Source organism: Paraburkholderia phosphatilytica (assembly GCF_003443895.1).
In the GTDB taxonomy this organism is placed as follows: Bacteria; Pseudomonadota; Gammaproteobacteria; order Burkholderiales; family Burkholderiaceae; genus Paraburkholderia; species Paraburkholderia phosphatilytica.
On the sequence record NZ_QQOA01000012.1, the window covers coordinates 1 to 25,291 of the forward strand.

At 66.6% G+C, this 25,291-nt stretch carries 26 protein-coding genes; 15 read left to right on the forward strand and 11 right to left on the reverse strand.

Going from position 1 to position 25,291, the window contains the following annotated elements; genetic code table 11:
- The 5 genes from ltrA to DVS29_RS14790 all read right to left on the reverse strand — a co-directional run.
- On the reverse strand, positions 1-940 hold a 940-nt coding region (gene ltrA, locus DVS29_RS14770), incomplete at its 3' end, for a group II intron reverse transcriptase/maturase (RefSeq protein WP_118181218.1).
- A 544-nt stretch (positions 941-1,484) separates the two neighbouring features.
- Entirely contained in the window at positions 1,485-3,077 is a 1,593-nt protein-coding gene (ahpF, locus tag DVS29_RS14775; RefSeq protein WP_118181219.1) for an alkyl hydroperoxide reductase subunit F, read from the reverse strand.
- Positions 3,078-3,241: 164 nt separating this feature from the next.
- The gene (gene ahpC / locus DVS29_RS14780) at positions 3,242-3,805 is read right to left on the reverse strand and encodes an alkyl hydroperoxide reductase subunit C (protein ID WP_118181220.1); all 564 of its coding nucleotides are present in this window, start codon (positions 3,803-3,805) and stop codon (positions 3,242-3,244) included.
- A 193-nt stretch (positions 3,806-3,998) separates the two neighbouring features.
- A complete protein-coding gene (locus tag DVS29_RS14785) occupies positions 3,999-5,435 on the reverse strand; it encodes an FAD-binding oxidoreductase (RefSeq protein WP_118181221.1) in 1,437 nt (478 codons plus the stop codon).
- On the reverse strand, positions 5,435-6,466 hold the full coding sequence (locus DVS29_RS14790) for an isopenicillin N synthase family dioxygenase (protein WP_118181412.1): 1,032 nt from the start codon (positions 6,464-6,466) through the stop codon (positions 5,435-5,437). The genes DVS29_RS14785 and DVS29_RS14790 overlap by 1 nt, the downstream gene beginning before the upstream one ends.
- Positions 6,467-6,757: 291 nt before the next feature.
- Here DVS29_RS14790 and DVS29_RS14795 point away from each other — a divergent pair, with 291 nt between their 5' ends.
- From DVS29_RS14795 to hutC, 5 genes are read left to right on the forward strand one after another with little or no spacing between them, the layout of a single operon-like run.
- The gene (locus DVS29_RS14795) at positions 6,758-7,585 is read left to right on the forward strand and encodes a transporter substrate-binding domain-containing protein (RefSeq protein WP_118181413.1); all 828 of its coding nucleotides are present in this window, start codon (positions 6,758-6,760) and stop codon (positions 7,583-7,585) included.
- 31 nt (positions 7,586-7,616) lie between these two features.
- Positions 7,617-8,267: an amino acid ABC transporter permease gene (locus DVS29_RS14800; protein ID WP_118181222.1), complete on the forward strand. Its 651-nt coding sequence runs from the start codon at positions 7,617-7,619 to the stop codon at positions 8,265-8,267.
- A 10-nt stretch (positions 8,268-8,277) separates the two neighbouring features.
- Positions 8,278-8,940, forward strand: a complete 663-nt coding sequence (locus DVS29_RS14805; RefSeq protein WP_118181223.1) for an amino acid ABC transporter permease — start codon at positions 8,278-8,280, stop codon at positions 8,938-8,940.
- Positions 8,941-8,957: 17 nt separating this feature from the next.
- Entirely contained in the window at positions 8,958-9,863 is a 906-nt protein-coding gene (locus DVS29_RS14810; protein ID WP_118181224.1) for an amino acid ABC transporter ATP-binding protein, read from the forward strand.
- The gene (hutC, locus tag DVS29_RS14815; protein ID WP_118181225.1) at positions 9,860-10,642 is read left to right on the forward strand and encodes a histidine utilization repressor; all 783 of its coding nucleotides are present in this window, start codon (positions 9,860-9,862) and stop codon (positions 10,640-10,642) included. The genes DVS29_RS14810 and hutC overlap by 4 nt, the downstream gene beginning before the upstream one ends.
- 31 nt (positions 10,643-10,673) lie before the next feature.
- Here the strand turns inward: hutC and DVS29_RS14820 are convergent, their stop codons facing one another.
- The 3 genes from DVS29_RS14820 to DVS29_RS14830 all read right to left on the reverse strand — a co-directional run bounded on the left by DVS29_RS14820 (position 10,674) and on the right by DVS29_RS14830 (position 13,137).
- Positions 10,674-11,471 (reverse strand): BPSS1780 family membrane protein, encoded by a 798-nt coding sequence (locus DVS29_RS14820; protein WP_118181226.1) that lies wholly within the window; start codon positions 11,469-11,471, stop codon positions 10,674-10,676.
- 80 nt (positions 11,472-11,551) lie between these two features.
- Complete coding sequence (locus DVS29_RS14825) at positions 11,552-12,799, reverse strand: HAAS signaling domain-containing protein (protein WP_118181227.1); 1,248 nt, start codon at positions 12,797-12,799, stop codon at positions 11,552-11,554.
- Positions 12,796-13,137 (reverse strand): PadR family transcriptional regulator, encoded by a 342-nt coding sequence (locus DVS29_RS14830; RefSeq protein WP_118181228.1) that lies wholly within the window; start codon positions 13,135-13,137, stop codon positions 12,796-12,798. The genes DVS29_RS14825 and DVS29_RS14830 overlap by 4 nt, the downstream gene beginning before the upstream one ends.
- A 235-nt stretch (positions 13,138-13,372) precedes the next feature.
- Here DVS29_RS14830 and DVS29_RS14835 point away from each other — a divergent pair, with 235 nt between their 5' ends.
- The 7 genes from DVS29_RS14835 (at position 13,373) to DVS29_RS14865 (ending at position 20,610) form a co-directional block, all read left to right on the forward strand.
- Positions 13,373-13,915: a MarR family winged helix-turn-helix transcriptional regulator gene (locus tag DVS29_RS14835; RefSeq protein ID WP_118181229.1), complete on the forward strand. Its 543-nt coding sequence runs from the start codon at positions 13,373-13,375 to the stop codon at positions 13,913-13,915.
- A 5-nt stretch (positions 13,916-13,920) separates the two neighbouring features.
- Positions 13,921-16,038 carry an FUSC family protein gene (locus DVS29_RS14840; RefSeq protein WP_118181230.1) on the forward strand — a complete coding sequence of 706 codons (2,118 nt, stop codon included), beginning with the start codon at positions 13,921-13,923 and terminating at the stop codon, positions 16,036-16,038.
- A gap of 40 nt (positions 16,039-16,078) precedes the next feature.
- Positions 16,079-16,288, forward strand: coding sequence for a DUF1656 domain-containing protein (locus tag DVS29_RS14845; protein WP_118181231.1), 210 nt, complete (start codon positions 16,079-16,081; stop codon positions 16,286-16,288).
- On the forward strand, positions 16,285-17,310 hold the full coding sequence (locus DVS29_RS14850; protein WP_118181232.1) for an HlyD family secretion protein: 1,026 nt from the start codon (positions 16,285-16,287) through the stop codon (positions 17,308-17,310). The genes DVS29_RS14845 and DVS29_RS14850 overlap by 4 nt, the downstream gene beginning before the upstream one ends.
- Entirely contained in the window at positions 17,307-18,842 is a 1,536-nt protein-coding gene (locus DVS29_RS14855) for an efflux transporter outer membrane subunit (protein ID WP_118181233.1), read from the forward strand. The genes DVS29_RS14850 and DVS29_RS14855 overlap by 4 nt, the downstream gene beginning before the upstream one ends.
- A gap of 93 nt (positions 18,843-18,935) precedes the next feature.
- Entirely contained in the window at positions 18,936-19,946 is a 1,011-nt protein-coding gene (locus DVS29_RS14860; protein ID WP_118181234.1) for a LysR family transcriptional regulator, read from the forward strand.
- A 148-nt stretch (positions 19,947-20,094) separates the two neighbouring features.
- Positions 20,095-20,610 carry a universal stress protein gene (locus DVS29_RS14865; protein ID WP_118181235.1) on the forward strand — a complete coding sequence of 172 codons (516 nt, stop codon included), beginning with the start codon at positions 20,095-20,097 and terminating at the stop codon, positions 20,608-20,610.
- 28 nt (positions 20,611-20,638) lie between these two features.
- Here DVS29_RS14865 and DVS29_RS14870 read toward each other — a convergent pair whose 3' ends face one another.
- Positions 20,639-21,889 carry an MFS transporter gene (locus DVS29_RS14870; protein WP_118181236.1) on the reverse strand — a complete coding sequence of 417 codons (1,251 nt, stop codon included), beginning with the start codon at positions 21,887-21,889 and terminating at the stop codon, positions 20,639-20,641.
- A gap of 252 nt (positions 21,890-22,141) precedes the next feature.
- Here DVS29_RS14870 and DVS29_RS14875 point away from each other — a divergent pair, with 252 nt between their 5' ends.
- Positions 22,142-22,438, forward strand: coding sequence for a hypothetical protein (locus tag DVS29_RS14875; RefSeq protein WP_240655626.1), 297 nt, complete (start codon positions 22,142-22,144; stop codon positions 22,436-22,438).
- Positions 22,439-22,591: 153 nt separating this feature from the next.
- On the opposite strand, the gene DVS29_RS37315 is transcribed toward DVS29_RS14875, so the two are convergent.
- On the reverse strand, positions 22,592-22,972 hold the full coding sequence (locus tag DVS29_RS37315) for a hypothetical protein (RefSeq protein ID WP_164707918.1): 381 nt from the start codon (positions 22,970-22,972) through the stop codon (positions 22,592-22,594).
- Positions 22,973-23,195: 223 nt separating this feature from the next.
- On the opposite strand from DVS29_RS37315, the gene DVS29_RS38125 reads away from it, so the two are divergent.
- Positions 23,196-23,318 carry a hypothetical protein gene (locus DVS29_RS38125; protein WP_276314303.1) on the forward strand — a complete coding sequence of 41 codons (123 nt, stop codon included), beginning with the start codon at positions 23,196-23,198 and terminating at the stop codon, positions 23,316-23,318.
- Positions 23,319-23,378: 60 nt separating this feature from the next.
- Here DVS29_RS38125 and DVS29_RS14885 read toward each other — a convergent pair whose 3' ends face one another.
- Complete coding sequence (locus DVS29_RS14885; protein ID WP_118181237.1) at positions 23,379-24,239, reverse strand: oxidoreductase; 861 nt, start codon at positions 24,237-24,239, stop codon at positions 23,379-23,381.
- 338 nt (positions 24,240-24,577) lie between these two features.
- On the opposite strand from DVS29_RS14885, the gene DVS29_RS14890 reads away from it, so the two are divergent.
- The gene (locus tag DVS29_RS14890; protein WP_118181238.1) at positions 24,578-25,291 is read left to right on the forward strand and encodes an MgtC/SapB family protein; all 714 of its coding nucleotides are present in this window, start codon (positions 24,578-24,580) and stop codon (positions 25,289-25,291) included.

Genomic DNA, 25,291 nt, shown 5'->3' on the forward strand with positions numbered 1-25,291 from the left:
TCCGCGTGCTCGGCCGCGCCACCGCACTCCTGGGCTCGTTCACGCGCAGCTTCAAGACCTTCTCGAGATAGGCCCTGACTCTCGCCATGACGCGCTGTCCTGCTTGTTTGCTGCCAACGTAGATGTTGCAGTCGTCAGCGTATCGGCAGAACGCCAGCCCCCGGCTCTCCAGCCTCCGATCCAGATCACTCAGCAAGATATTCGACAGCAACGGGGACAGCGGGCCGCCTTGCGGCGTGCCCTCCGTCCTCGCCTGCGTCACACCGTCCGCCATCATCCCCGCTTCGAGGAAGCGGCGAATCAGCTTCAGCGTCACCTTGTCTTTTACATGCCTCGCGACCCGCGCCATCAGCACATCATGGTTGACACGATCGAAGAACTTCTCCAGATCGATATCGACCACCCAATGCCGACCACCCTGGACATATGCTTGCGCCTGACGCACCGCGTCCAGCGCACTCTTGCCCGGTCGGAATCCGTAACTACTCGCCGAGAACGTCGGCTCCAGGATAGGTTGCAATACTTGGTGCAGCGCTTGCTGGATCAGTCGGTCCACCACGGTCGGCACGCCCAGCGTCCTCACCCCGCCTTGCGGCTTCGGTATGTCCACCCGGCGTACCGCTCGCGGTACGTACCTCCCTTCCAGCAGCGCTTGCTTCACACTCGGCCAGTGCAGCTTTAGCCAGTCACCAAGGCCTTCCACGCTCAGCCCATCTACCCCGGCTGAACCCTTGTTCCTCAGCACCCGGCGGTATGCACGCCTCATGTTGCCGCGCTCCACGACGCGCTCCATCAGCGCGTCGCCCTCCGATTTCGTTTGCCCAGATGTCGCCGTGCCCGTCTCCGCACCCCGCACGCAGCCCGGTGGCTTCCGGCCACCCCTCGCGTGCTCGGCCGCTGTCTCCAGCGCTTCTGCATCCATAACAGGCTTCGAGATCATCCGTCCTACTCTCGGCATTCACTGTTCAGGCCTTCGGTCCCGGTTCTCTTCGGCTTGCCGCCTTCGCCTTGACCTACTATGCCTTCTGCTGACTTCTGCTCCCGCATCCCGTCACCTCTTGGTGCCGGTAGCTGGCCGTACCGCGCCAGCTCAGAAACAGATCTCCCCGGGTATTGCGCACTCACCTTCACGCTTATGCCTGTCGGATCTACGTAACAACGTCGGTGCAAGTTTCGGGCTTCGGTGAATTGGGACACCTCACCCAGTCGCTACGCCTCGTATCCGCTTCCTGTTCGTCAGGCCAGCGCTTTGCCTTCCAGCTTCCTTCAGACTCCCAGTCACCCGGGAAACCNCACCCGGGAAACCCTTGCCTTCGGCTAACTCTTCCCCTTGCCGGGCGAGTAGAGGACTTTCACCTCCAAGTGAGTGCGCCCTGCCGGGCGCACCCAGAAAAGCAGAAGCCGCCCCTGAAGGCGGCTTCCTTATTTGAGCAACTCGTTCAGCAACTCGCTCAGCTACTCGTTCGGCAACCCGAAACCCTCGCTCAGGCTTCCGCCAGCTCCGCCGATGCCTCAGCAGCCGCTTCGTCGAAGCTGTTGCGGATCAGGTAGTCGAACGCGGAGAGCAACGCCTTCGCGCCTTCGCCCACCGCGATCACGATCTGCTTGAACGGCACCGTCGTCACGTCGCCGGCGGCGAACACACCCGGCACCGACGTCGCGCCCTTTGCGTCCACCACGATCTCGCCGTGCTTCGACAGTTCCACCGTGCCCTTCAGCCATTCGGTGTTCGGCACGAGGCCGATCTGCACGAACACGCCTTCCAGCTCGACGTGATGCGTGTCGCCCGATCGCAGATCCCTGTACGCGATGCCGCTGACCTTCTTGCCGTCGCCGGTGATCTCGGTGGTCTGCGCTTCGGTGATCACCTTCACGTTCGGCAGGCTGCGCAGCTTGCGTTGCAGCACTTCGTCCGCGCGCAGTTGCGCGGCGAACTCGAAGAGCGTCACGTGGTTGACGATGCCGGCGAGATCGATCGCCGCTTCGACGCCTGAATTGCCGCCGCCGATCACCGCGACACGCTTGCCCTTGAAGAGTGGACCGTCGCAGTGCGGGCAATACGCGACACCGTGGTTGCGGTACTCGCGCTCGCCTGGCACGTTGATTTCGCGCCAGCGCGCGCCGGTGGCGAGCACGATCGTCTTCGCCTTCAGCACCGCGCCGTTCGCGAGACGCACCTCGTGGATGCGGCCCGGGATCAGCGCTTCGGCGCGCTGCACGTCCATCACGTCCACGTCATATTGCTTCACGTGCTGTTCGAGCGCGGTCGCGAACTTCGGTCCTTCCGTTTCCTGCACCGACACGAAGTTTTCAATCGCGAGCGTATCGAGCACCTGACCGCCGAAGCGCTCGGCCACCACACCCGTCGCGATGCCCTTGCGCGCCGAGTAGATCGCGGCCGCCGCACCAGCAGGCCCGCCGCCGACGATCAGCGTGTCGAACACCGGCTTGTTTTCGAGTTCCTTCGCGGCACGCGCGCCGGCGTTGGTGTCGAGCTTCGCGAGGATTTCCTTCACGCCGCTGCGGCCCTGGCCGAACACTTCGCCGTTCAGGAAGAAGGTCGGCACGGCCATGATCTGGCGCGTTTCCACTTCGTTCTGGAACAGCGCGCCGTCGATCGCGACGTGGCGAATGCGCGGGTTGATCAGCGCCATCACGTTCAGCGCCTGCACGACTTCCGGGCAGTTCTGGCACGACAGCGAGAAATATGTTTCGAACTCGAAGTCGCCGTCGAGTTCGCGGATCTGCTGGATCACCGCGTCGTCGAGCTTGATCGGATGACCGCCCACCTGCAGCAGTGCGAGCACGAGCGACGTGAATTCATGGCCCATCGGGATGCCCGCGAAGCGGATACCCGCGGCCTGACCGGGCTGGCCGATCGAGAACGACGGCTTGCGCTCGTCGTCGCCGCGCCGCTCGATCACGGTCACGCGCGCCGACAGCGTTGCGATGTCGTTCAGCAACGCCAGCAGTTCCTGCGACTTCGCGCTGTCGTCGACGGACGCGACGAGCTCGATCGGCCGGCTGACTTTTTCCAGGTACGTTTTCAGTTGGGTCTTGAGGTTTGCGTCGAGCATGGCTTGGCGTCCGGTTGACGTTCGATACGGGAAGCGGCAGACGTGCACCGTCCCGCGAAGCAGGGGCTTCGCAAAACGTTACGTGTCTGGGGAACTGCGCTGCGCTGCGCGGCGCCGCCGCTCGAGAACCGATGGCGGCGCCAGCTACAGCAGAACGTGATGCTTTAGATCTTGCCGACGAGGTCGAGCGACGGGGTCAGCGTTTCAGCGCCCGGCGTCCACTTCGCGGGGCAGACTTCGCCCGGGTGCGATGCGACGTATTGCGCAGCCTGCACCTTGCGCAGCAGCTCGCCTGCGTCACGGCCGATGCCGTTGTCGTGCACTTCGCACAGCTTGATCTCGCCTTCCGGGTTGATCACGAACGTGCCGCGCAGTGCGAGGCCTTCTTCTTCGATCAGCACGTCGAAGTTGCGCGAAATAGCCAGCGTCGGGTCAGCCAGCATCGGGTACTTGATCTTCTGGATCGTGTCCGACGTGTCGTGCCATGCCTTGTGCGTGAAGTGCGTATCCGTCGACACGCTGTAGATTTCCACGCCGAGCTTCTTGAATTCCGCGTAGCGGTCAGCCAGGTCGCCGAGTTCGGTCGGGCACACGAACGTGAAGTCCGCCGGGTAGAACACGAACACAGACCACTTGCCCTTCAGGGTCTCGTCCGTCACGGTCACGAAATCGCCGTTGTGGTATGCGGTAGCCTTGAACGGTTTGATCTGGGTGTTGATGATCGGCATTGCTGCGTCCTCATTGGTTGGTGGTGAGTGAACAGGACACAGTATGAAGAAACCCCTTAACTGGTGGAAGTTGATTGTTCAGATGGCTGTGATTGGCTTTACCTATTGAATTCTCCGTCACGCTATTTTAGTGCCATAACAGAACGCGTATCAGGGTTTGCCCGCCCCTTCGCAACACCCCGTCCAGTATGGCTCAGAGCACTTTGCCGGGGTTCAGGATGTGGTTCGGATCGAACGCCTGTTTAATCGCTGCCATGGCTGCAAGTTCGTCAAGCGAACGTGAGACCGGCATGTACTGCCGTTTGAGCAGCCCGATGCCGTGTTCGGCCGAGACCGACCCCTTGTACGGCGCGAGCAGTTCGTAGACGAATGTGTAGACGTCGTCGTGCGGCACACCGGGCACCGAGTGGCCGTCCACCGTCACGTGCAGGTTCGAATCGCCGACGTGCCCGAAGAAGTACGAGCGGTTGCCGGGCCAGCGCGCATCGAGCGCCGCGCGGCACTCGTCGGTGAAGCGGCCGATCGCGCCGATCGGGACACTCACGTCGAAGTTGATCGGATCCATCCGCGAAGGAAACTCGGCCGTGCATTCGCGGATCGCCCACAGGCCGCGCGCGTCGGCCACCGTCTGCGCGACCACCGCGTCGCGGATCGTGCCGCTGTCGAATGCCTGTGCGAGCAGCGCGGCGAAGCGCTCACCGGTGTCGTCGGCATCGAAGCCTGCGTGCTCGATCAACGCATAGAGCGGATGCGCGCGTTCGAACGGCGAGCGCCCTGCCGAGGTGAGCGCGACGCCGAAATCGAAGAAGTCCGGCCACATGATCTCGAATGCGCCGATGTCGTTGCCGAAGCGCGCGCCGAGTGCGCGCAGCAACTGCACCGCGGCGTCGTAGCTGTCTAACGCGACGAGCGCCGTATGACGTGCCGCGCGCGGCGGATGCAGTCGCAGCACCGCGCGCGTGATCACGCCGAGCGTGCCTTCGGAGCCGATGAACAGCTGCTTCAGGTCGTAGCCGGTGTTGTTCTTGACCATCTTGTTCAGCGAACTCAGCACCGTGCCGCTCGCGAGCACGACTTCGAGGCCGAGCACCTGGTCGCGCGCGGTGCCCGACTGGATCACGCGGTTGCCGCCCGCGTTGGTCGCGAGATTGCCGCCGATCTGGCACGAGCCGCGCGCGCCCAGATCGAGCGCGAGTTCAAAGCCGGCCTCCGCGGCCGCGTCCTGCGCGGCCTGCAGCGTGGTGCCGGCTAGCACCGTCATCGTCGCGGCGGCAGTGTCGATTTCCTCGATGCCCACGAGCCTGTCCAGCGACAACGCGATGTCGCCTTCGCGCGGAATCGCGCCGCCCGCGAGCCCGGTCATGCCGCCCTGCGGCACCACCGGCTGACGCGCGGCGTTGCAGATCGCGAGCGCCAGCGCGACCTGCTGCGTCGTGCGCGGCAACAGCAGCGCGGCGGGTCGCATCGGCGCATGGCGCGTGTAGTCGGTCATCGAACGCGCGCCGATAGCGTCGCCCGTGCGGATTGCGTCGTCGCCCAATGCGTCGCGCAGCGCGGCGATCGTCCGCGATACGGGTTGTGTCGCCGATTCCGCGAGCGCTTCAGTGTCAGTCTGCTGCTTCGAAACCATCACGCCCGCACTCCCGGCGTCGCGCCCTGCTCCGCCTGTTCCGCCGCGCGCTTCTTGCGATAGCCCATCGAATCGTTGATCCGCCCGAGGATGTAGTCGCCCGCGGCGACTGGCGCATAGCGCACGTCGTCGACGGGTGTACCGAGTTCGCGCGGATCGACGATCGCGCCGTAGGTCGGGTCGTAGAACGTCGCGATCGAATAGCGCTCACGACCCGACGCGTTGATCACGCGATGCAGCGTCGAACGGAAGCGGTCGTTGGTCCAGCGCGCGAGCAGGTCGCCGACGTTCACGACAAAGCTGCCGGCAATGGGTGGCGCGTCGATCCACGTGCCGTTCGCGATTTCGCGCACCTGCAGTCCGCCGACGTTGTCCTGCCACAGCAGCGTGATGCAGCCGTAGTCGGTATGCGGCGCGACGCCGAACTGGTCTTCGTCGGACTGTGGCGGCTGCGGCGGGTAGTAGACCATCTGCGTGCGCTGCATCCGCTTCGTGTAGCGCGGCGCGAAGAAATGCTCTTCGATGCCAAGGCCATGCGCAACCGCGCGCAGCAGGTCCGCGCCGCACGCGCCGATTGCTTCGTAGTACGCATAGAGCGCAGGCTGCAGCGACGGCATGAAATCCGGCCAGTTGTTCGGCCCGCGCAGCGCCTGCCCCGCGAGCACGTCCGGATCGTCCTCGGGCAATTCGAGGCCGATGCTGAAGAACTCCTTGTAGTCGGGGCGCTTCGCCTGATACATCGTCGCGTCGCCGAGCGAATTGAAGCCGCGATGGCGCGCGTTCACCGCGGCACGCCGTTTCGTTTCGACGGGATGCGCGAAGAACTCGCGCGCGGCGTTCGAGGCGCCATCGATAACGGCCTGCGGCACGCCGTGATTGATGATGTAGAAGAAGCCGATCGTCGTGCACGCGGCGTAGATTTCGCGGCCGATGCGCGCGAGCGCGGCCGCATCGCCAGTTCGCGCACCGGCGAAATCGATCACCGGAATGCCGGTGGCGGCATGACCTTCGGCAGAGGCAACGGACACCATCATGGGCTCCCCGCCCGACGCGCGGGCGCTCGTTTCGACTGGAGATTCGTGCTCGCGCGACCACCGCTGGCCGCGCGCTTCGGTAGTGGTATATACCGCCAAAAGCGATCCCGCAAGCAGCAATGCGCGCACGTCCGACACTTCGCATCAGGGTTCGCGCCGATGGCGGCAAGCGATGTGCGCGAAGTATTTTTGACGCAGATTCAGCGGTATATACTGCGGCGCATGCCCTGCGTCTGCCGCTTTTTCCGCGCGCTCGCGCAACGTCCGCATTGCCACCCGGAGACCCTCATGAAGATCCCTGCAGGCTGGAAAAGTTGTCTGATGCTGGTGACGTTGTGCGCCGCGAGCCTCTGCGCGCATGCCGAAGACGAACTCGCGAAAGTGAAGAAGTCGGGCGAGCTCGTGGTCGGCACGGAAATGCAGTTCGCGCCGTTCGACTTCCTCGAGAACGGCCAGCAGGCCGGCTTCAACAAGGATCTGTTCGCCGAGGTCGGCAAGGAACTCGGCGTCAAGGTGCGCTTCATCGACCTGCCGTGGCCGAGCGTGCTGCCGGGCCTCGAAGCGGGCAAGTTCGACATGGTGGGCGGCCCGCTCACCGTCACGAAAGCGCGCATGGAGCGCTACACGTACACGCTGCCGATCGCCGACGCCACCGACGCGCTCCTCAAGCGCGCGAACGACGGCAGCATCAAGCAGTCGTCGGATATCGCGGGCAAGCCGGTCGGCGCCGGCAAAGGTTCCGCGCAGCTCGACCAGTTGAAGAGCTACGCCGCAACGCTGCCGAAGGCGCCGGACATCCGCGAATACGTCGACAACAACCAGGCTTACGCCGACCTCGCGGCGGGCCGCGTCGTCGCGGTCGCGAACTCGATGACCAACATCGCGTACGTCGCGAAGCAGCGGCCGGAAACGTTCGCGGTCGTGCAGCCGCCGTTCGGCGCGAAGGTGTATTTCGCGTACTGCCTGCGCAAGGACGCGGACAGCCAGCCGCTCGCCGAAGCATTCAACGCGGCGCTCGTGAAGATGAACAAGGACGGTCGGCTCGCGGCGCTGCAAAAGAAGTGGTTCGGCGTCGCGATGGACGTGCCGTCCACGATGCCCACGCCGAACTACTGACGCCTGAGCCGCGCACAGGGCTAGCCTCGCCATGTTCAGCCTGACGGTCTTCATGCAGGGACTGCCGCTGCTGCTGCGCGCGGCAGTCGCGACGGTCTCGATCTCGCTCGCGGGGCTCGCGATCGGCTTCTTCGTCGCGGTCGGCATCTGCGCGGCGCGGCTGTCGGCGAATCGTTCGCTGCGCGCGTTCGGCGGCTTCTACGTGTTCTTCTTCCGCGGCGTGCCGATGCTCGTGCAGCTGCTGCTGTTCTACTACCTGTTGCCGTTCGTCGGCATCAACGTGCCGCCGCTCGTCGCCGCGATCAGCGCGGTGTCACTGTGCTCGGCGTCGTATATCGCGGAGATCCTGCGCGGCGGCTTTCTCGCGATCCCGCCGGGCCAGCTCGAAGCGGCGCGCATGCTGGGGCTCGGCCCGCTCGACATGCTGCGCAGAATTCAGGTGCCGCAGGCGTTCCGGCTCACGTTGCCTTCGCTCGTCAACGAAATGGTGCTGCTGATCAAGGCGTCGTCGCTGATCTCGGTGGTCGGCGTCGCGGAGATCACCCGCACCGCGCAGAACATCGCCGCGAGCACGTACCGGCCGCTCGAAGCGTATCTCGCCGCGGGCCTCATCTACTTCGCGATCTGCGGTTCGCTCGCGCTCGTCGCGCACGCGTGCGAGCACCGCTTGCGGCACGCCTGAGGACCCGACGATGCAGCAGTTCGATCCCACCGTCATCACGCACAACCTGCCCGAGATCGCGTCCGGTCTTGCGATGACGCTCGGCACGTGGATCGTCGGTGTCGCGCTCGGCATGCTGATCGGTTTCGCGATCGCGCTGCTGCAGCTCTTCTGCGGCCGCTGGGTGCGCGGTGTGCTGCGCGTGTATATCGAAGTGCTGCGCGGCACGCCGTTTCTCGTGCAGCTGTTCCTGCTGTACTACGGCGGGCCGTCGTTCGGCATCACGCTCGAACCGCTGACGGCCGGCGTGCTCGGCCTTGCGGTGTACGGCAGCGCGTATTTCGCCGAAGCATTCCGCTCCGGCTTCAGTTCCGTGCCGCCCGGCCATCTTGAAGCGGCCGCGTGTCTCGGCCTCACGCGCTGGCAGGCGGTGCGGCGCATTCAGTTGCCGCAGATGCTGGTGCTGATCGTGCCCGCGCTCGCGAACCTGACGATCGTGCTGAGCAAGGAAACCGCGGTGCTGTCGATCGTGACGGTGCCCGAACTGACCTTCGTGCTGACCGGCATCGGCTCCGCGACCTTCGCGTTCGTCGAAACGCTGCTCGCGCTGTGCGTGTGCTATCTCGCGCTGGTCGAGCTGGCATCGCGCGCGGGCATGTGGGTCGAGGCGCGGCTCGAGCGCATGATGGCGTGATCCAACATGGTGAACCGATGAACGCGATGACCGATCTCGTTTCCTCTTCTTCCGCAAGCACGGCGCCCTCGCCCGCCGCGACGGCGCCGCTCGTGCAGGTGCGCGGGCTGCGCAAGCATTTCGGCGAGCTCGAAGTGCTGCGCGGCGTCGACCTCGACATCGCGAAGTCCGAGGTGGTGTGCATCATCGGGCCGTCGGGTTCGGGCAAGAGCACGCTGCTGCGCTGTCTCGCCGCGCTCGAAACCTACGATGCCGGCGAGGTGCTGATCGAAGGACAACTGCTCGGCTATGCCGAACGCAACGGCCAGCGCGTGCGCGCGTCGCAGCGCGAGATCAACCGCGTGCGGCGCAACGTCGGCATGGTGTTCCAGCAGTTCAATCTGTGGCCGCACCTGAGCGCGCTCGACAACGTGATGGAGGCGCTGCTGCGCGTGCGCAAACTGCCTCGCGATGAAGCGAAGCAGCGCGCTAACGCAATGCTCGAAACGGTGGGCCTCGCGCACAAGGGCGACGCGAAGCCGGCGAAGCTGTCGGGCGGTCAGCAGCAGCGCGTCGCGATCGCGCGCGCGCTCGCGATGGAGCCGCACATCATGCTGTTCGACGAGCCGACCTCCGCGCTCGATCCCGAACTCGTCGGCGAGGTGCTGCAGGTGATGAAGCAGCTCGCGCGCGACGGCATGACGATGGCCGTCGTCACGCACGAGATGGGCTTCGCCGCGCAGGTGGCGGACAAGGTGATGTTCATCGACGAAGGCCGCATCGCCGTGCAGGGCAAACCGCGCGACGTCTTTCACGACGCACGGCAGCCGCGTCTGCGGCAGTTCCTGCAGAACTACTTCGACCGCAACGCGTTCTGGAGCCGCGAGGCCGACGAAAAGAACGATGTGGACGAAAGGAACGCAGCCGACGGAGCGGATGCATGAGCACGCCGCGCGCGAAGCCCGCAGCCGCGAGCGGTCCCGCTGTCGCTTCGAGCGCCGCGCCGCTGGCGCGCTACGAGCAGGTCAAGACCTACATCCGCGAGGCGATCGAAGCCGGCACGTGGCGCCCGGGCGACCGCATTCCGTCGGAGATCGATCTCGTCACGTCGTTCGGCATGTCGCGCATGACGATCAACCGCGCGCTGCGCGAACTCACGCACGAAGGCTGGCTCACGCGGATGTCCGGCGTCGGCACCTTCGTTGCCGAGGCAAAGCCGCAGTCGACGCTGCTGATGATCGCGCACATCGGCGACGAGATCCGCGCACGCGGCCATGAGTACACGTACGAAACGCTGCTCACGCAGCGCGAAGCGGCGCCGCTCGTCGTATCGAATGCGCTCGGGCTGCCGCAGGGCGCTTCGGTGTTCCACGTGATCTGCGTGCATCGCGAGAACGGCCTGCCGGTGCAGCTCGAAGACCGCTACGTGAACCCGGCCGTCGCGCCCGATTTCATCGCGCAGGACTTCGCGACGATCCGGCCGTCCGAGTATCTGTTCGCGACGGTGCCCGCGCACGAGATCGAGCACGTGGTGGACGCGGCGCTGCCGTCGCGCTCCGAAGCCGAACTGCTGCAGGTGCCGGCGAGCGAGCCGTGCCTTACGCTGGTGCGGCGCACGTGGACGCATGGCGTCGCGGTCACGTTCGCGCGCTTTGTGCATCCGGGCTCGCGGTACCGGCTGGGCTGCCGGTTCACGCCGGATATCGCGCAGCGGCAGAGTTGATCCGGAGGTGCGCACCGCCTGGTGCAGCCGCTCAGCGCGCGCCGAACACGTCCCGATAGCAGCCATACATCGACATCACGATCAGCGCGCTGACGAGCGGCGTGACGACGAGACCACGCGCGAGCATCGGCAGGACCGGCGCGAGCAGCGCATCGGCGGCGATCGCGGCCGCGTACACGAGCGCGACGGGCCAGTTGCGCAGCATCGCGCGCAGGCTGGTCGCAAGCGCCTCGACGGGTGACAGGTTGTGCAGCACGACGAGCGCCGGCGCGAACCACACCGCCGACACCGCGACCGCATAGAACGGCACGCTGACGAGCGGTTCGAGCGCGTTCGACGCACCGTTGTGCACGCCGTACACGATCGACAGATGATGTGCGCCGTTCGCGGCGACGGACGCGGCCACCGTCGTATGGAACACGGCGAGCGGCGCGAGATAACCGATGCCCGCGAGCGCCGCGCCCGTCAGCCCCACGGCGGACAGCGCGTTGCGATGGCCGCCCACAGCTTCGAACGTTTCCGCGAGCGTCCACGGTCGCGCATTGCGCGTGCGCTCCTGCATCAGCATCAGACCGCCCATGACGACCGGCACGATCAGCGTCGCGAAGAGACGCAGCGGCGGCGCGAGTTCGAGCAACGTCGCGTAGTCCGCGCACGCGAGAATCGCGGCGAGCCACCACAGCGGGTGCGTGCGCGCGATCGCGAAACCGTCGGCGAGCCAGGCCGGAAAACGCAGCACGCTGACCGCGCGCCCATCGGGATACGCGAGACCGTGCGCGTGCGCCGCGCGGCCCGGGTTCATCGTGCTGGCAAGCGAATGCAGATTCATGACCGTGTCCTTTTCAGCGAATGAAGGAATCGAGGGAACCCGACATCGAATGAGTTGAAGCGCGCTGGCGACTGAGCCGTTCAGGCCTGGCCGCCTTCCAGCCGCTCCGTGATGCTTTCGATCTGGCGCCGCACGTAGCGCACGAGGCCGCGCCACGTGAAGCGTGTGAGCCACACGCACAGCCACAGGCCGAGCACGCCGGCGATGAGCATCGCGAATCCGTACAGCAGCGTGCCGATGCTCGAACCATGCGGACCGATGATCAGCATCCGGTCCGAACCGCTTTCGATCGTCATGTGATTGCGATCGATCTCGACCGAATCCGAACCGCTGTGCACCGACAGATGACCGCCGCCGTGACCGCCCTCGACGAACGAGATGCGCTGGTCGCCATCGCGGATGTCCCACGCCATCGCATGCGGATCGCTGCCGATACGCGCCACGGACACCTTGTCGCCGTGGTCCGTTTTCAGATCGAGCGCGACGACGTCGGCGCGCGGGATCGACCACGTGTCGCCGGTGACCGTGAAGAGACTGCGCACGTCGCCGACGGATTCGATCTTCAGCTGGCCGTGCACGTTCTTGATGTCGATCGGGCCGCCGCTCGTCACCATCGATACGCGCGTGCCGGGCTGCGGACGCAGCTCGAAGCGCTCGCCGACGACCTTGAAGTCGACGATGTGCGTGGTCGACAGACGCGGGTCGTCGGCGCTCACGGCGGATGCGGTTGCGGATGCGGTTGCGGCCGCACTCGCGCCCTGCGATGCGCCGCTTGCGCTCGACGCTGCATCGGACGCCGCATCGGCATCCTCGGCCCGCTGTTCGTCCTGCTGTTCGGCCTGCTGTTCGGCCTGCAGCCTCGCGAGATCCCGCGCGCGATGATGCGAACTCTCGAAGCTGAACGGAATCGCGTGGAACGACGGCCAGCCGAACAGCTGATGGCTGCCGAGCAGCAGTACGGTGGCAAGCCCCGCTACCGTGAGCGCGGACGACACTACATAGCCGATGGTCAGAAACAGCAGCCAGAACATGAACGGCATGAGCAGCAGCAGTTGCAGCAGTCCCATGCCCGCGATCGACACGAACACGCGCATCAGGTTGCCGAACGAGCGGCGCGACTCCCACTGGCGGAAGGTGGCCTGCGCCCGCAGTTCGCGCGCGAGCTTCACCGGGTCGCCGAGCGCGGCGATCACGTCGGCCTCGCTGCGTCCCGCTGCGAGCGCGTCGCCGATGTACTCGCGGTAATCGGCGACGATCTCGTCGACCGCCGGCTTCGGCAGGCTTCGCAGTTCATGCCGCAGCCGCTGGATGAATTCGTCCTGCGTCATTGCGTATCCCCTGGTTCGGTTGGCAGGCCAGGCAACCCCAGCACGCCGTTCACTTCATCGACGAAACTGCGCCATTCGTCTTCCATCTCCGCGAGGCTCGAGCGGCCCGCCGCGGTGAGCGAGTAGTACTTGCGCGGCGGCCCGGAGTTCGACTCGACGAAATACGTCGACACCCACGCCTCAGCCTGCAGCCGGCGCATCAGCGGGTAGATCGTGCCTTCGCTGATTTCCATCGTTTCCGACAGCGTCGACACGAGCTCGTACGCGTAGCTGTCGCCACGAGCAAGGACGGCGAGCACGCACATATCGAGCGTTCCCTTCTTGAGCTGGGTCTTCATCCGGTTCCATCGTCAGTAGTAAGCAAAGCACAGTACCTTGCTTTGCACGAATGCTGGATGCAGCTTGTTCCGCAACATCGTGAGCCGAACTGTAGCAGCCGGTATTGTTTTATGCAAGGTACTGTTTTATGCACGCTTCCGGGCGCCTCGAAACCCCGTTCGGGATACGTGCCGTCATGCATTTTTCATAATCGATAGTTTGCTAACGAATGTTTCTGCCCCTAGAATGGCGCCCATGTCATCGATCCATGGCCTGCGCCTCCTCGTCAGTAGTACGCTCGTGCTTGCGGCTCGCAAGTGGCGCCGCACGAGTCATGACATTTTGTCTGCGTATAACGTGTCGGAGGCATGCGCGACGCCTCTGCTCACCGCGAACCGCCTGGGCGAGGCGGTGCGCCAGGGTACGCTCGCGGACAACGTCGGGATCGAAGGTCCATCGCTCGTGCGGCTGCTGGATCAGTTGTGCGCGGCGGGCCTGATGCGTCGCGAGGACGATCCCGCGGACCGGCGCGCGAAGACGATCATCGTCACCGAAGAAGGCCGCGCGGTCACCGCGCAGATGGAATCGGATCTGCTCAAGCTGCGCGCGCAGGTGCTGAAGGACGTGTCGCGCGACGATCTCGAAGCGACGTTAAGGGTATTGAAGGCGTTCGTGTCGTACGATGCAGTGAGCGCATCGCCTGAAGAACCGCCGCAGGCGGAAGCATCGCAGGAGCAGCAGGAACAGGATCACAGGCAGAAAGCGTTGGGCAAGGCTTCGTCCCGGGACAACGGATAACGCTCATGGTCTACCCTTCGGTTCGCGACTGGCTGTTCTCGGTGAAGACCTTCGCCGCCGCGATGATCGCGCTCTATCTGGGCCTCGCGCTCGAACTGCCGCGCCCGTACTGGGCGATGGCCACCGTCTACATCGTGTCGAACCCGTTCGTTGGCGCCACCCGCTCGAAGGCGCTGTACCGCGCGCTCGGCACCGCGCTCGGCGCGGCCGGCGCGGTGCTCGTGGTGCCGCCGTTCGTCGAGTCGCCGTGGCTCTTCAGCGTCGTCGTCGCGCTGTGGACGGGCACCCTGCTCTATCTGTCGATCTCCGACCGCACCGCGCGCAGCTATGTGTTCATGCTGGCGGGCTACACGCTGCCGCTGATCGCGCTGCCCGCGGTCACGAATCCGACCATCGTGTTCGATCTCGCGATCACCCGCACCGAGGAGATCCTGCTCGGCATCGTGTGCGCGAGCATCGTTGGCGGTGCGCTGTTTCCGAGCCGGCTCGGACCGTCGCTCAGGGAGCGTACCGACGCTTGGTTCCGCGATGCGGCGCTCTATGCGACGCAGACGCTCGAAGGCCGCTTCGCGGGCAAGCCGATCGCCGCGTGCCGTCAGCGTCTCGCCGCGCACCTGAACGGCCTCGAGTTCCTGCTGAGCCAGCTGAGCTACGACCACGCGCATCCGGACGTCGTCGTGCGCGCCGAGGCGCTGCGCGGCCGCATGCAGATCTTCCTGCCGATCATCTCGTCGCTGGCCGACCCGCTCGCCGAACTGTTCGCGAGCAGCGAGCCGCGGCCCGACGGTTTCGATGCGTTGCTGAAAGACGCCGACGCGTGGATCGGCGCGGCGCCGGGCAACGACACGGGCGAGCGCTACGCGCAATGGAAGCGCACCGGCGACACATTGCGCGAGCGGATCGCCGCGCTGCAACCCGGTGCGCGGCAGATGAGCGCATGGCACGGTGCGCTGCTGTCGAACGCGCTGTTCCGGCTGCGTCAGGTGATCGATACGTGGGACGACTGCTGGACGCTGCGCGCGATCATCGGCGGCGACAGCGCACCATGGCGGCCGCGCTTTCGCCACTGGCGCCTCGGCGGCACCGCGCGCTATTTCGACCGCGGCATGATGCTGTTTTCCGTGTCCACGACGGTCGGCGCGATCGTCATCGCATGCGGCCTGTGGATCAGCTCGGGCTGGGCCGACGGCGCGAGCGCGGTGGCGCTTGCCGCGGTGGCCTGCTCCTTCTTCGCGGCGCTCGACGAGCCCGCGCCGCAGGTGTTCCGCTTCTTCCTCGCGACCTGCATGAGCGTCGTGCTGGCCGGCGTCTATCTGTTCGTCGTGCTGCCGAACGTGCACGATTTCGCGATGCTGGTCGTGATGTTCGCGGGGCCGTTCATCCTGGTCGGCACGCTGATTCCACGGCCGCAGTTCACGCTCGTGACCTTGCTCGTCGCGGTGAACACCGCGACTTTCATCAGCATCCAGAGCGCGTACGACGCCGATTTCTTCGTGTTCCTGAACAGCAATCTCGCGGGCCTCGCGGGGCTGCTGTTCGCGTTCGTCTGGACGCGCATCACGCGCCCGTTCGGCGCCGAGTTCGCCGCGGCGCGCCTGTTGCGCTCGAGCTGGGCCGATGTGGCGCTCACTGCTTCGACCGAACCGATCGAGGACCAGCGCAATCTCTACGCGCGGATGCTCGACCGGCTGATGCAGCTGATTCCGCGCCTCGCCGCCTCCGACGAAAACCGTCATCCGACCACCGAAAGCTTCCGCGATCTGCGCGTCGCGCTGAATGCGCTCGACCTGCGCCGAGCGCACCGCAAGCTGCCGGGCGACGTGCCCGCCGCGATCGAGGGCGTGCTGGCCGGCGTGCATACGTACTTCAACGATTGCGCGACGAGCCGCAAACGCCAGCCAGTGCCCGCTGGCCTGCTCGCCATGATCGACACGGCGATGCAGCGCGTGCTCGAACAGGCCTTCGCCGCGGGCGACGCGACGGATACGCCGTCGGTCACGCTGCGCCGCCGGCGCCGCGAGGCGATGCACGCGCTGGTCGGCATGCGGCTGTCGCTGTTTCCCGGTTCGTCGTCAGCGCCGCCTGCCGCGCCCGTCGCGTCCACCGCGCAACCCGGAGCATGACGCGCATGCACGCCACCCTTTACTCAGGATCCCGAACATCATGATCGGCGAAATCGACGTCGTCGGCGTCTTCGTGCCAGCCATCCTGGTGCTGATGCTGATCGCCTACCTGATCAACCTCGGCATCCGCACCGTTCTCGCCCGCATCGGCTTTTACCGCCTCGTCTGGCACCGCTCGGTGTTCGACCTCGCGCTGTATGTGCTGGTGCTCGGCCTCGTCGCTATCGTCTCTCATCGGATCGTCACTTGAAAAAGACCTGGTTCTCCGTCGGACAGATCCTGCTGACGCTCATCGTCGTCGTGATCGCCGCGCTGGTGCTGTGGAAACTCATCAGCTACTACATGTATGCGCCGTGGACGCGCGACGGTCACGTCCGCGCCGACGTGATCGAGGTCGCGCCCGACGTGTCTGGCCTCATCACGTCGGTGCAGGTGGTCGACAACCAGCCGGTGAAGCGCGGCCAGGTGCTGTTCGTGATCGACCAGGCACGCTACTCGCTCGCGCTGCGCCAGGCGCAAAGCACGCTGCAGCAACGCCGCGCGACACTCGAACAGCGGCGCGCAGCACTCCTGCAGCGCCAGGCGACGCTCGATCAGGCACGCCGCGAAGATACGCGCAACCGCGGTCTCGGCAATCTGGTCGCGAAGGAGACCAACGAGGAAAGCCGCACGAAGGTCGAGCAGGCTCAAGCCGGGCTCGCCGAGGCGCAGGCTGCGATCGCCGACGCGCAGGCGGCCGCCGCCGATGCGCAGGTCGCGATCGACACCGCGAGCCTGAACCTGCAGCGCACGACGATCGTGAGCCCGGTCGACGGTTACCTGAACGACCGCGCGCCGCGCGTCGGCGAATACGTCGGCGCGGGCCGCGCAGTGCTGGCGGTGGTCGACATGCATTCGTTCCGCGTCGACGGTTATTTCGAGGAAACCAAGCTGCGCGGCATCCATATCGGCCAGCCGGTGGATATCTCGGTGATGGGCGAGCCGAAGGTGCTGCGCGGCCACGTGCAGAGCATCGTCGCGGCGATCGAGGACCGCGACCGCCAGCCGAGCTCGAACCTGCTGCCTAACGTGAATCCGGCGTTCAGCTGGGTGCGGCTCGCGCAGCGGATTCCGGTGCGCGTCGCGCTCGACGAAGTGCCCGACGATTTCCGCATGATCGCGGGGCGTACCGCGACGGTGTCCGTGCGTGAACCGGCACGGCAGCAGAACGCGACGGGCGCGGCGAGCGGCGCATCGGGCGCAAGCGGCGCGTCCGCAGGCAATCCATCATGAGCGCACGCAACCTCGCGCTCGCTCCCGCCCTCGGTGCCGTCATCGCGCTCGCGGGCTGCATCAACGTCGGGCCGAACTACTCGCTGCCGAAAGACGCCGCCGTGAACGCGCTGCTCGCGAACGGTCCGATCGCCGGCGCGAACGAAGCGCCGGTGTCGCAACAGCCGGTGCCCGCGAAGTGGTGGCGGCTCTACGACGATCCGGTGCTCGACAGCCTCGTCGAAGCCGCGCTCGCGTCGAACACCGATCTGCGCGTCGCGACCGCCAATCTCGCGCGGTCGCGCGCGGCGCTCGAAGTCGCGAACGAACAGGGCGGCTTTTCCGGCAAGACCTCCGCCGCGTTCGCGCGCGCACAGGAGTCCGCCGAGCAGTACCTGCTCACCGAGAAGCTGCCGGTCGTGAACGAAGGCGACATCGGCATCAACGTGTCGTACGAGATCGACCTGTTCGGCAAGCTGCGGCGCGGCGTCGAGGCGGCGAAGGCGGACTCCGAGGCAACCCAGGCCGCGGCGGATCTCGCGCGCATCACGGTGGTCGCCGACGTCGTGCGCGCGTACGTGCAGTCGTGCGCGGCCGCCGAAGAGCTCGCCATCGCGCAGCAATCGCTCGCGCTGCAGAACCAGCGCGTGGGGCTGACCAGGCGCCTGCGCGACGCGGGCCGCGGCAACCAGCCGGACGTCACGCGCGGCCAGACCCAGGCGGATACGCTCTCCGCCGACATTCCGCGATACATCGGCGAACGCAGGCTCGCGCAGTACCGGCTCGCGATGCTGCTCGCCCGCGCGCCGTCCGACCTGCCGGCCGCCGCGCTCGCGTGCGCCAGGCCGCCTCCGCTGCGCCAGCCGATTCCGGTCGGCGACGGTGCCGCGCTGCTCAAGCGCCGACCCGACGTGCGTGAAGCCGAGCGGCAACTCGCGGCATCCACGGCGAGGATCGGCGTCGCCACCGCCGCGCTGTATCCGTCGATCAGCTTTGGCGCGTCGGCGGGCTTCACCGGGGTGCTCGAGGACATCCCGACCAGCCCCACCGCGCGCTGGGAATTCGGCCCGCTCATCAGCTGGAACTTCCCGATCAACGGCCAGCGCGAGCGCGTGAAGGAATCCGAGGCCGCGACGAGCGGCGCGCTCGCGCACTTCGACGGCGTGGTGCTGAAAGCGCTGCGCGAAACGCAGTCGAGCCTCGCGACCTACGCCGCCGACTCCGCTCGCGACGACGCGCTGCACACGGCGCGGCGATCGGCGGCGCAATCCGCCGACGAAACGCACCGGCTCTATACGGCGGGCCGCGAGTCGTTCCTGTCGGATCTCGATGCGACCCGCACGCTGACCTCGGTCGATTCGCAAGTCGCCGCCGCCGACGCGCAGGTCGCGACCGACCAGGTCAATCTGTTCCTCGCGCTCGGCGGCGGCTGGGAGCAGGACGATCAGGCGGCGAGCGGCGCGGGCGCATCGCTGCCGGTCGCAGCTGATGCGGGTGGATCGTCGCAAGCGACCGGCACCGGCATCGCACAACAGAAAAAGGGCGCGCCATGAACGCGCGGCATTGACGGGGGCAACACGCGGCGCACGGCGCGCGTCGGCCCGATGGCCGGCGGGCGTCCGTGAACCGGATGGTACGGAGTACGGATGGACACGCTGGAAAACATGCGGATGTTCGTGCGGGTCGTCGAAGCGGGCAGCTTCACGAAGGCCGCGTCCCAGGCCGATGTCGGCACTGCGCAGGTGTCGCGGTCGATCGCCGATCTCGAAGCGCGGCTCAACACACGGCTCCTGCACCGTACGACGCGACAGATGTCGCTGACCGAAGCGGGCGAGCGCTATCTGCACCGTTGCGAACAGATCCTGTCGTATATAGACCTCGCCGAAGCGGAAGCCGCGGGCGCCACCGCGATGCCGTCCGGGCGGCTCCGCGTGCACAGCACCAACGGCTTCGGCCAGCACTATCTCGCGCCGCTGATCGCGCAGTACTACGCGCTCTACCCGGACGTCGCGATCGATCTCGTGCTCGCGCAACGGATGCCGGACATCATCGAGGAAGGCTTCGACGTGTCGATCGTCGTCGCGCGCGAGCTGCCCGATTCCGCGCTCGTATCGCAGCGCATCGGCGCCGCGTTCACGATCCTGTGCGCGTCGCCGCACTATGTGGCGAGATGCGGCCCGCCGCTCACGCTCGACGATCTGAACCATCACACCTGTCTGCATCTGCAACTGCCCGACATCGTGCCCGGCGAATGGATCTTCGAGACGCACGAGCGCGACGCAGCCGCCACGGTGTTCCGCCACCGTCACACGACGCCGCTCACCGTGAACGTCTCCGAAGCGCTCGCGGAGACGATCCGCGCGGGTATGGGTATCGGACCGCTGCCGCTGTCGGTCGCGCTGCCGAGCCTGCGCGACGGCTCGCTCGTGCGCGTGCTGCCGCAATACCGGCTGCGCACCAACAACGTGTACGCGCTGTACGCGTCGCGCCATTACCTCGACGCGAAGATCAAGACCTTCGTCGAATTCGTGCGCGAGCACGCGCCGCGCATTCTCGAGGAACAGGAGCGGGAGCTCGCGCGCTTCGACGCGGCGAGCGGCGCCGGCACCGACACCTCGGCGACGGCGGCCGGCCGGGAGCGGATCTCGGGGCGGTAGCACAACGGCGTGGCCCGACAGAAGGCGGCGTTTCAAAACCGGCGTTCGTCATCCGTCTTGCCCAGTGAGGAGCGCCGCCTGTGGGGTTAGCCCCGCGTCAGACGCCCCTCGCCGCCCCAGACTCACCCGACGCACGTGGAGGTACGTCATGCGCTACGTTCTGGCCGCTTTCGATGGCTCCGCACCGTCACGCCAGGCTGCTTCCGTCGCGCAGCGGCTCGCGGCTTCGTGCGGCGCGCGGCTGCATCTGCTGACGGTCGCGGCCTGTCCGCCTCACGCGCCCGACAGCGGCGTGGATGCGCTCGCCGAGCAGCAGTTGCAGCGCTGCGAGATTTCGCTGCATACGCTGCGGCGCGCGCTCATCTCGCAGTTCACCGAATGCACGCCGATCGACGCGCGCTGGATGATCCAGGTCGCGCTGCGCACCGGCACCGCCGCCGACGAGATCGTGCGCTATGCCGAAGAGTTCTGCGTCGGCAGGATCGTGGTGGGCTGCCGCTGGCGGTGGTTCGGCCGCTGGCCCGCGAGCCGCACCGTGCGAGCGTTGCTCGCCCGCGCGCCGTGCGCGGTCACCGTCGTCGATCCGGACGGCGCCGTGATGATCGAGCGCGACGCGCTGCCGCCGCGCGACATCGCGAGGACGCCTGAACGCTGGTGGGTGTGAAGCCGGGTCTGAAGCCTGGTAACGCGCTTCACACGCCGTGCTGCAGCGACGCCGCGATCCCGCGCCGCCGGCTCACCCAGCCCGACGCGAGCAATGCCAGCCCGCCGATCACGACGAGCCCACCGAGCACCGTGAAGCCCGGCATATAGCTGCCCGTCGCGTGATACAGCAGCCCGACGAGAAAACCGGCCAGCGTGCCGCCGCCGCCCGCGCCGATCCCGTTCATGATCCCCGACGCGGCGCCGATCGCATCGGCACGCACCGTCAGCTGCAGGATCGACCAGATGTTCGGCGTGTAGCTGCTCGCGTAGAAGCCGAGCGCGATCGTGATCACCGCGAGCTTCAGCGTGCCGTTGCCGATCTGCGGCAGCAACAGCAGCAGCGCGCCCGCAACGAGCATCCCGATGCTCGCGATCAGCACGCGCTTGTTGGTGCGGTCGCTCAGCATCGACATCGGAATCGCGAGCACGACCGCGGCCGCGAACGGCAACGCGCTGGTGAGCGCCTGCGCCATGCCGGAAAAACCCAGCGACTTCACCGCGAGCGGAATCCACAGCGTGATGCCCCAGAACAGCATCCCCTGCGTCAGATAGCTGATCACCAGCAGCACGAACGCGCTGCCGCCGAGCGCGGCGAACGTCAGCGGCTGATGCTCTCCCTGCGCGGTCTGCGCCTGTGCGAACGGCGCTTCCGACTGCGGCCGCAGCAGCCGCAGATACATCGGCACGATGAAGACGAGCCCGAGCCCGCCGGTGATGAAGAACATCGTGCGCCAGCCGAACGTGTGGTAAATCGGCGTGAGCACGATGAAACCGACCGCGAGCGCGATGTACTGGCCGTAGTACTGGATCAGCGTGTTGGCCTTCGTCAGCTCCTGCGGCGCGAACCAGCCGCGCGCGAAACGCGACATCTGCGGCCAGTAGACGCCCTCCGCGATGCCGAGGATCAGCCGGCAGACCAGCATCGCGGCGATGCTGGTGGTGAGGCCCGCGATCACCGTCGCGAGCGACCAGATCGCGAAGCTCCAGATCACGACGCCCTTCGGGTCGAGCCGGCGCGTGAACACGCCGCCCGCGACGTTCGCGAGCGCGTAGCCGATCAGGAAGATCGTCAGCACCCAGCTCGACGTGACCGCGAAGCTGCTGCCCGCGAAGCCGAGATCGTGCGCGACCGACGGCAGCCCGACCGACAGGTTGGTACGGTCCAGATAGGCGACGAAGAGTCCCGTCATCAGCGGCGCGCCAATGCCCCACCAGCGGGACGGCGTCGAGTCGGCCATGCTGCATCTCCTTTCGAGTGATCGGACGCGCCGGAATCTGGATGCTGCGCCGCGTCGAGGTGTTGCGCCGGATTGCGCAATCTCGTTGTACGACATCACATAAGTTGTACGACAACAGCGTACCGACGAATGCAGGTCGAGCCTATCGCGGATAACCCTGGCGGGCCGAACGCTCGCCGACCGCCCGGCCGCACGCGATGCGCATCTGCGTCAAAATAACGGTTTTGCACCGCAACGAAGCCCAGGAACATCATGGATCTCAACAAGCAACTCGCCGCCCTCACCACCTCCGAACTCCAGACCGCCGGCGCCAGCGAGGCCACCGCGATCGCGCTGTCCGTCGTACTGCGCCATCTGCGCTCGCCGGAACTCGCGAAGCTGATGACGACCGCCTTCGAGAACCATCAGTCGGTGATGAACAAGACGCCGTGGCCGGACCAGATGCTGCAATCGTTCGAAGCGACGCGGCGGTTTCTCGAAGCGGCTACGCTGCCGCTGCCCTCGGATAACGACGACCCGTCGGACGACGCCCCGGATACGCAGGCCTGATCTGCCGGCTGGCTCGCGCATCCGCCTGCGCGGACACCCGCCAGTCACGCCGACGCGACGACACGCTCAAGTTTCACGCGCTTGCTGCCGTAAAACCTCGAAAGGGTGAGAAAGGTTTTTCACCCGCGCTTCGAGCGCATGGAAACGGAACAGCTAAAGGGGTGTGCTGATGCAGATCACAAGCGCGACCAGCGTGAGCGCGTGGCAGACGACCGGCGCCGGTGCGACGGCGAATTCGACGACGGCGAATTCCACGGCGGCGTCTAACGCGGCGGCGGGCTCGTCCGCATCGTCGACGTCCGCTACATCGTCTTCGTCTACGTCGTCTTCGTCGCAATCGGGCAGCGACTCGTCTTCGTCCTCGTCTTCAACTTCATCGACTTCCTCGAGCTCATCGAGCTCGTCGACTGGCAGCAGCACGGGTTCGACCACCAGCAAGAGCCACGGCGGTGGTGGCGGAGGAGGTGGTGGCGGCAGCAGCAGTTCGAGCACTACCGCCGTCGAAATCCAGCAGCTCGAACAGCTGATCACCACGCTGAAGGCGCAACTGGCGTCGGCGCAATCGCAGCTGGCGCAGGCTTCAGCGGCATCGGCGAGCGGTGGGTCGTCCCAGGCTGGCGGCTCGGTGCAATCGGTTGGAGCGTCGCAGTCGAAGCACGCCGCTCAAGGTGCGGACTCATCGCAGTCGCAGCCACAATCGCAAGCGTCGTCTTCAGCCACGGCACAGGGCGCGCAACAAGGTGCGCAGGCCGCACGCATGACCAGCCTGCAAGGCCAGGTCGCGACGATCAACTCCGCGATCTCCACGGCAACCGAAGAGCTCGCGCAGCTGATGCTCGCGTCCGGTCAAACGACCGGGATGGTCAACACCACGGCGTGAAGTGGGCGCGCGGCGGGCCATTCGCGTCCGCCGCTTTCGCGTTCGCTTCAGAATGCGCGCCTATCGCTCGCTCTCGGGAAAATCCGCGCCCACGCTAGTGTCGCGCCACGCGTCGAGATCGGCGAGCGCGGCATTAAGACGTGCCGACACCGCATTCACGCCCCACTCGCCCAGCACCAGATGACGCGGCGGCGTCGCGGTTTCGGTCACCGCGATCATCGCCTGCGCGGCGCGCGCCGGATCGCCGGGCTGCGTGCCACTGTTCTCCGCGGTCGCCTGCATGCGCTTCGCGGCGGTCTCCGCATAGTCGGCGATCCGGCTGCGCGTCTGGACCAGCGAGCGCCCGGCCCAGTCGGTACGGAACGGGCCCGGCTCGATGCACGTGACGCGGATGCCGAGCGGCGACACTTCGGCCGCTAGCGAATCCGAGAAGCCTTCAATTGAGTGTTTACTGGCTGCGTAGTACCCCGACCCCATGAAGCCCGCGAGACCCGCCACCGACGTCACGTTCAGCACATGCCCGCTGCGCTGCGCGCGCATCAGCGGCAGCACCGCGCGCGTCATCGCGAAGAGGCCGAACACGTTGACGTCGAACTGTCTGCGGATCTGCGCTTCCTCGCCCTCTTCGATCGACGACTGATAGCCGTAGCCCGCGTTGTTCACGAGCACGTCGACGCTGCCGAAGCGCGAGCGCGCCGCTTCGACCGCGGCGTCGATCTGCGCCGGCTGCGTGACGTCGAGATCGACGCACAGCAGCCGGTCGCCGTGACCGGGCGCTTCGGCAAGATCGTTCAGTACGTGCCGATCGCGCGCGGTCGCGACGCAATGCCAGCCGCGCGCGAGCACGGCGCGCGCCAGTTCGCGGCCGAAGCCGCTCGAACAGCCGGTGATGAACCACACGGGCGATTCAGGAGTCGTCATGGAGCTTCCTTGCGGGACGGCGCGCATCGAGGTGCGTGAGTGCACGTACCGATGTGAATGCGCGCGCAGGTGGGAGAGCGATGCCGCATCCTCACGGGCAAACACGAAGCAGGCGCGAGTCGAATGCGACGGGATCACTCCATGTTAGCCGCGCGTCGCCGATCGTGCCGGCAGGCGCGCAACGCATGCGCGCGCGCCGCGCCGGCGTGATCGCAAACGGCGCTGAAAGCGGAATCGAAATGTCAGTGCGCTAAAGTAGCGGCCGCGGCAAACCGCCCGCGATGCATCGAGTCGCACCTGAAACCGTTCACGCACGCTCCAACGAACCCAACCACGTCATGACGCTCGAATTCGTACTGCGCCTGTCCGCCGCGTTCCTACTCGGCGTCGCGATCGGCCTCGAACGCCAGATGCGTCAGCGCACGGCCGGCCTGCGCACGATCACGCTCGTCGCGAGCGGCGCATGCCTGTTCGTCACGCTCGGCGTGCTGACCGGCAACGGCACGGGCGGCATCACGCAGATCGCGGCTTACGTGGTGTCCGGCGTCGGTTTTCTCGGCGGCGGCGTGATCATGCGCGACAAGGGTTCGATCCAGGGCATCAATACGGCGGCGACGCTGTGGTGCGCGGCCGCCGTCGGCGTGCTGTGCGGCGCGGGACACTACGGCCCGGCGTTCGCCGGCACGATCGTCGTGCTGCTCACGAACACCGTGCTGCGCGAAGTCAGCCGCGCGATCAATACATCTCCGGTATCGGCGGCGGACCTCGTGCGCGAGTACATGCTGACGGTGGTGTGCCGCGAGCCGGACGAGGTGCATATCCGCGCGGCGCTGTCGAACGCGATGTCGTCGACGCCGCTGTCGTTCCAGAGCCTCACGAGCCGCGATGTCGCTGGCGACAACGACCCGGCGCGTGTGGAGGTGACGGCGACGCTGCGGCTGCATCCGAAGGATCAGCCGAAGCTCGAACAGATCGCGAGCCGTCTCGCGATGGAGAAGAGCGTGTCGAGCGTGAGCTGGTCCGGCAACGACGCCGAGCCCACGCCGGAGTGA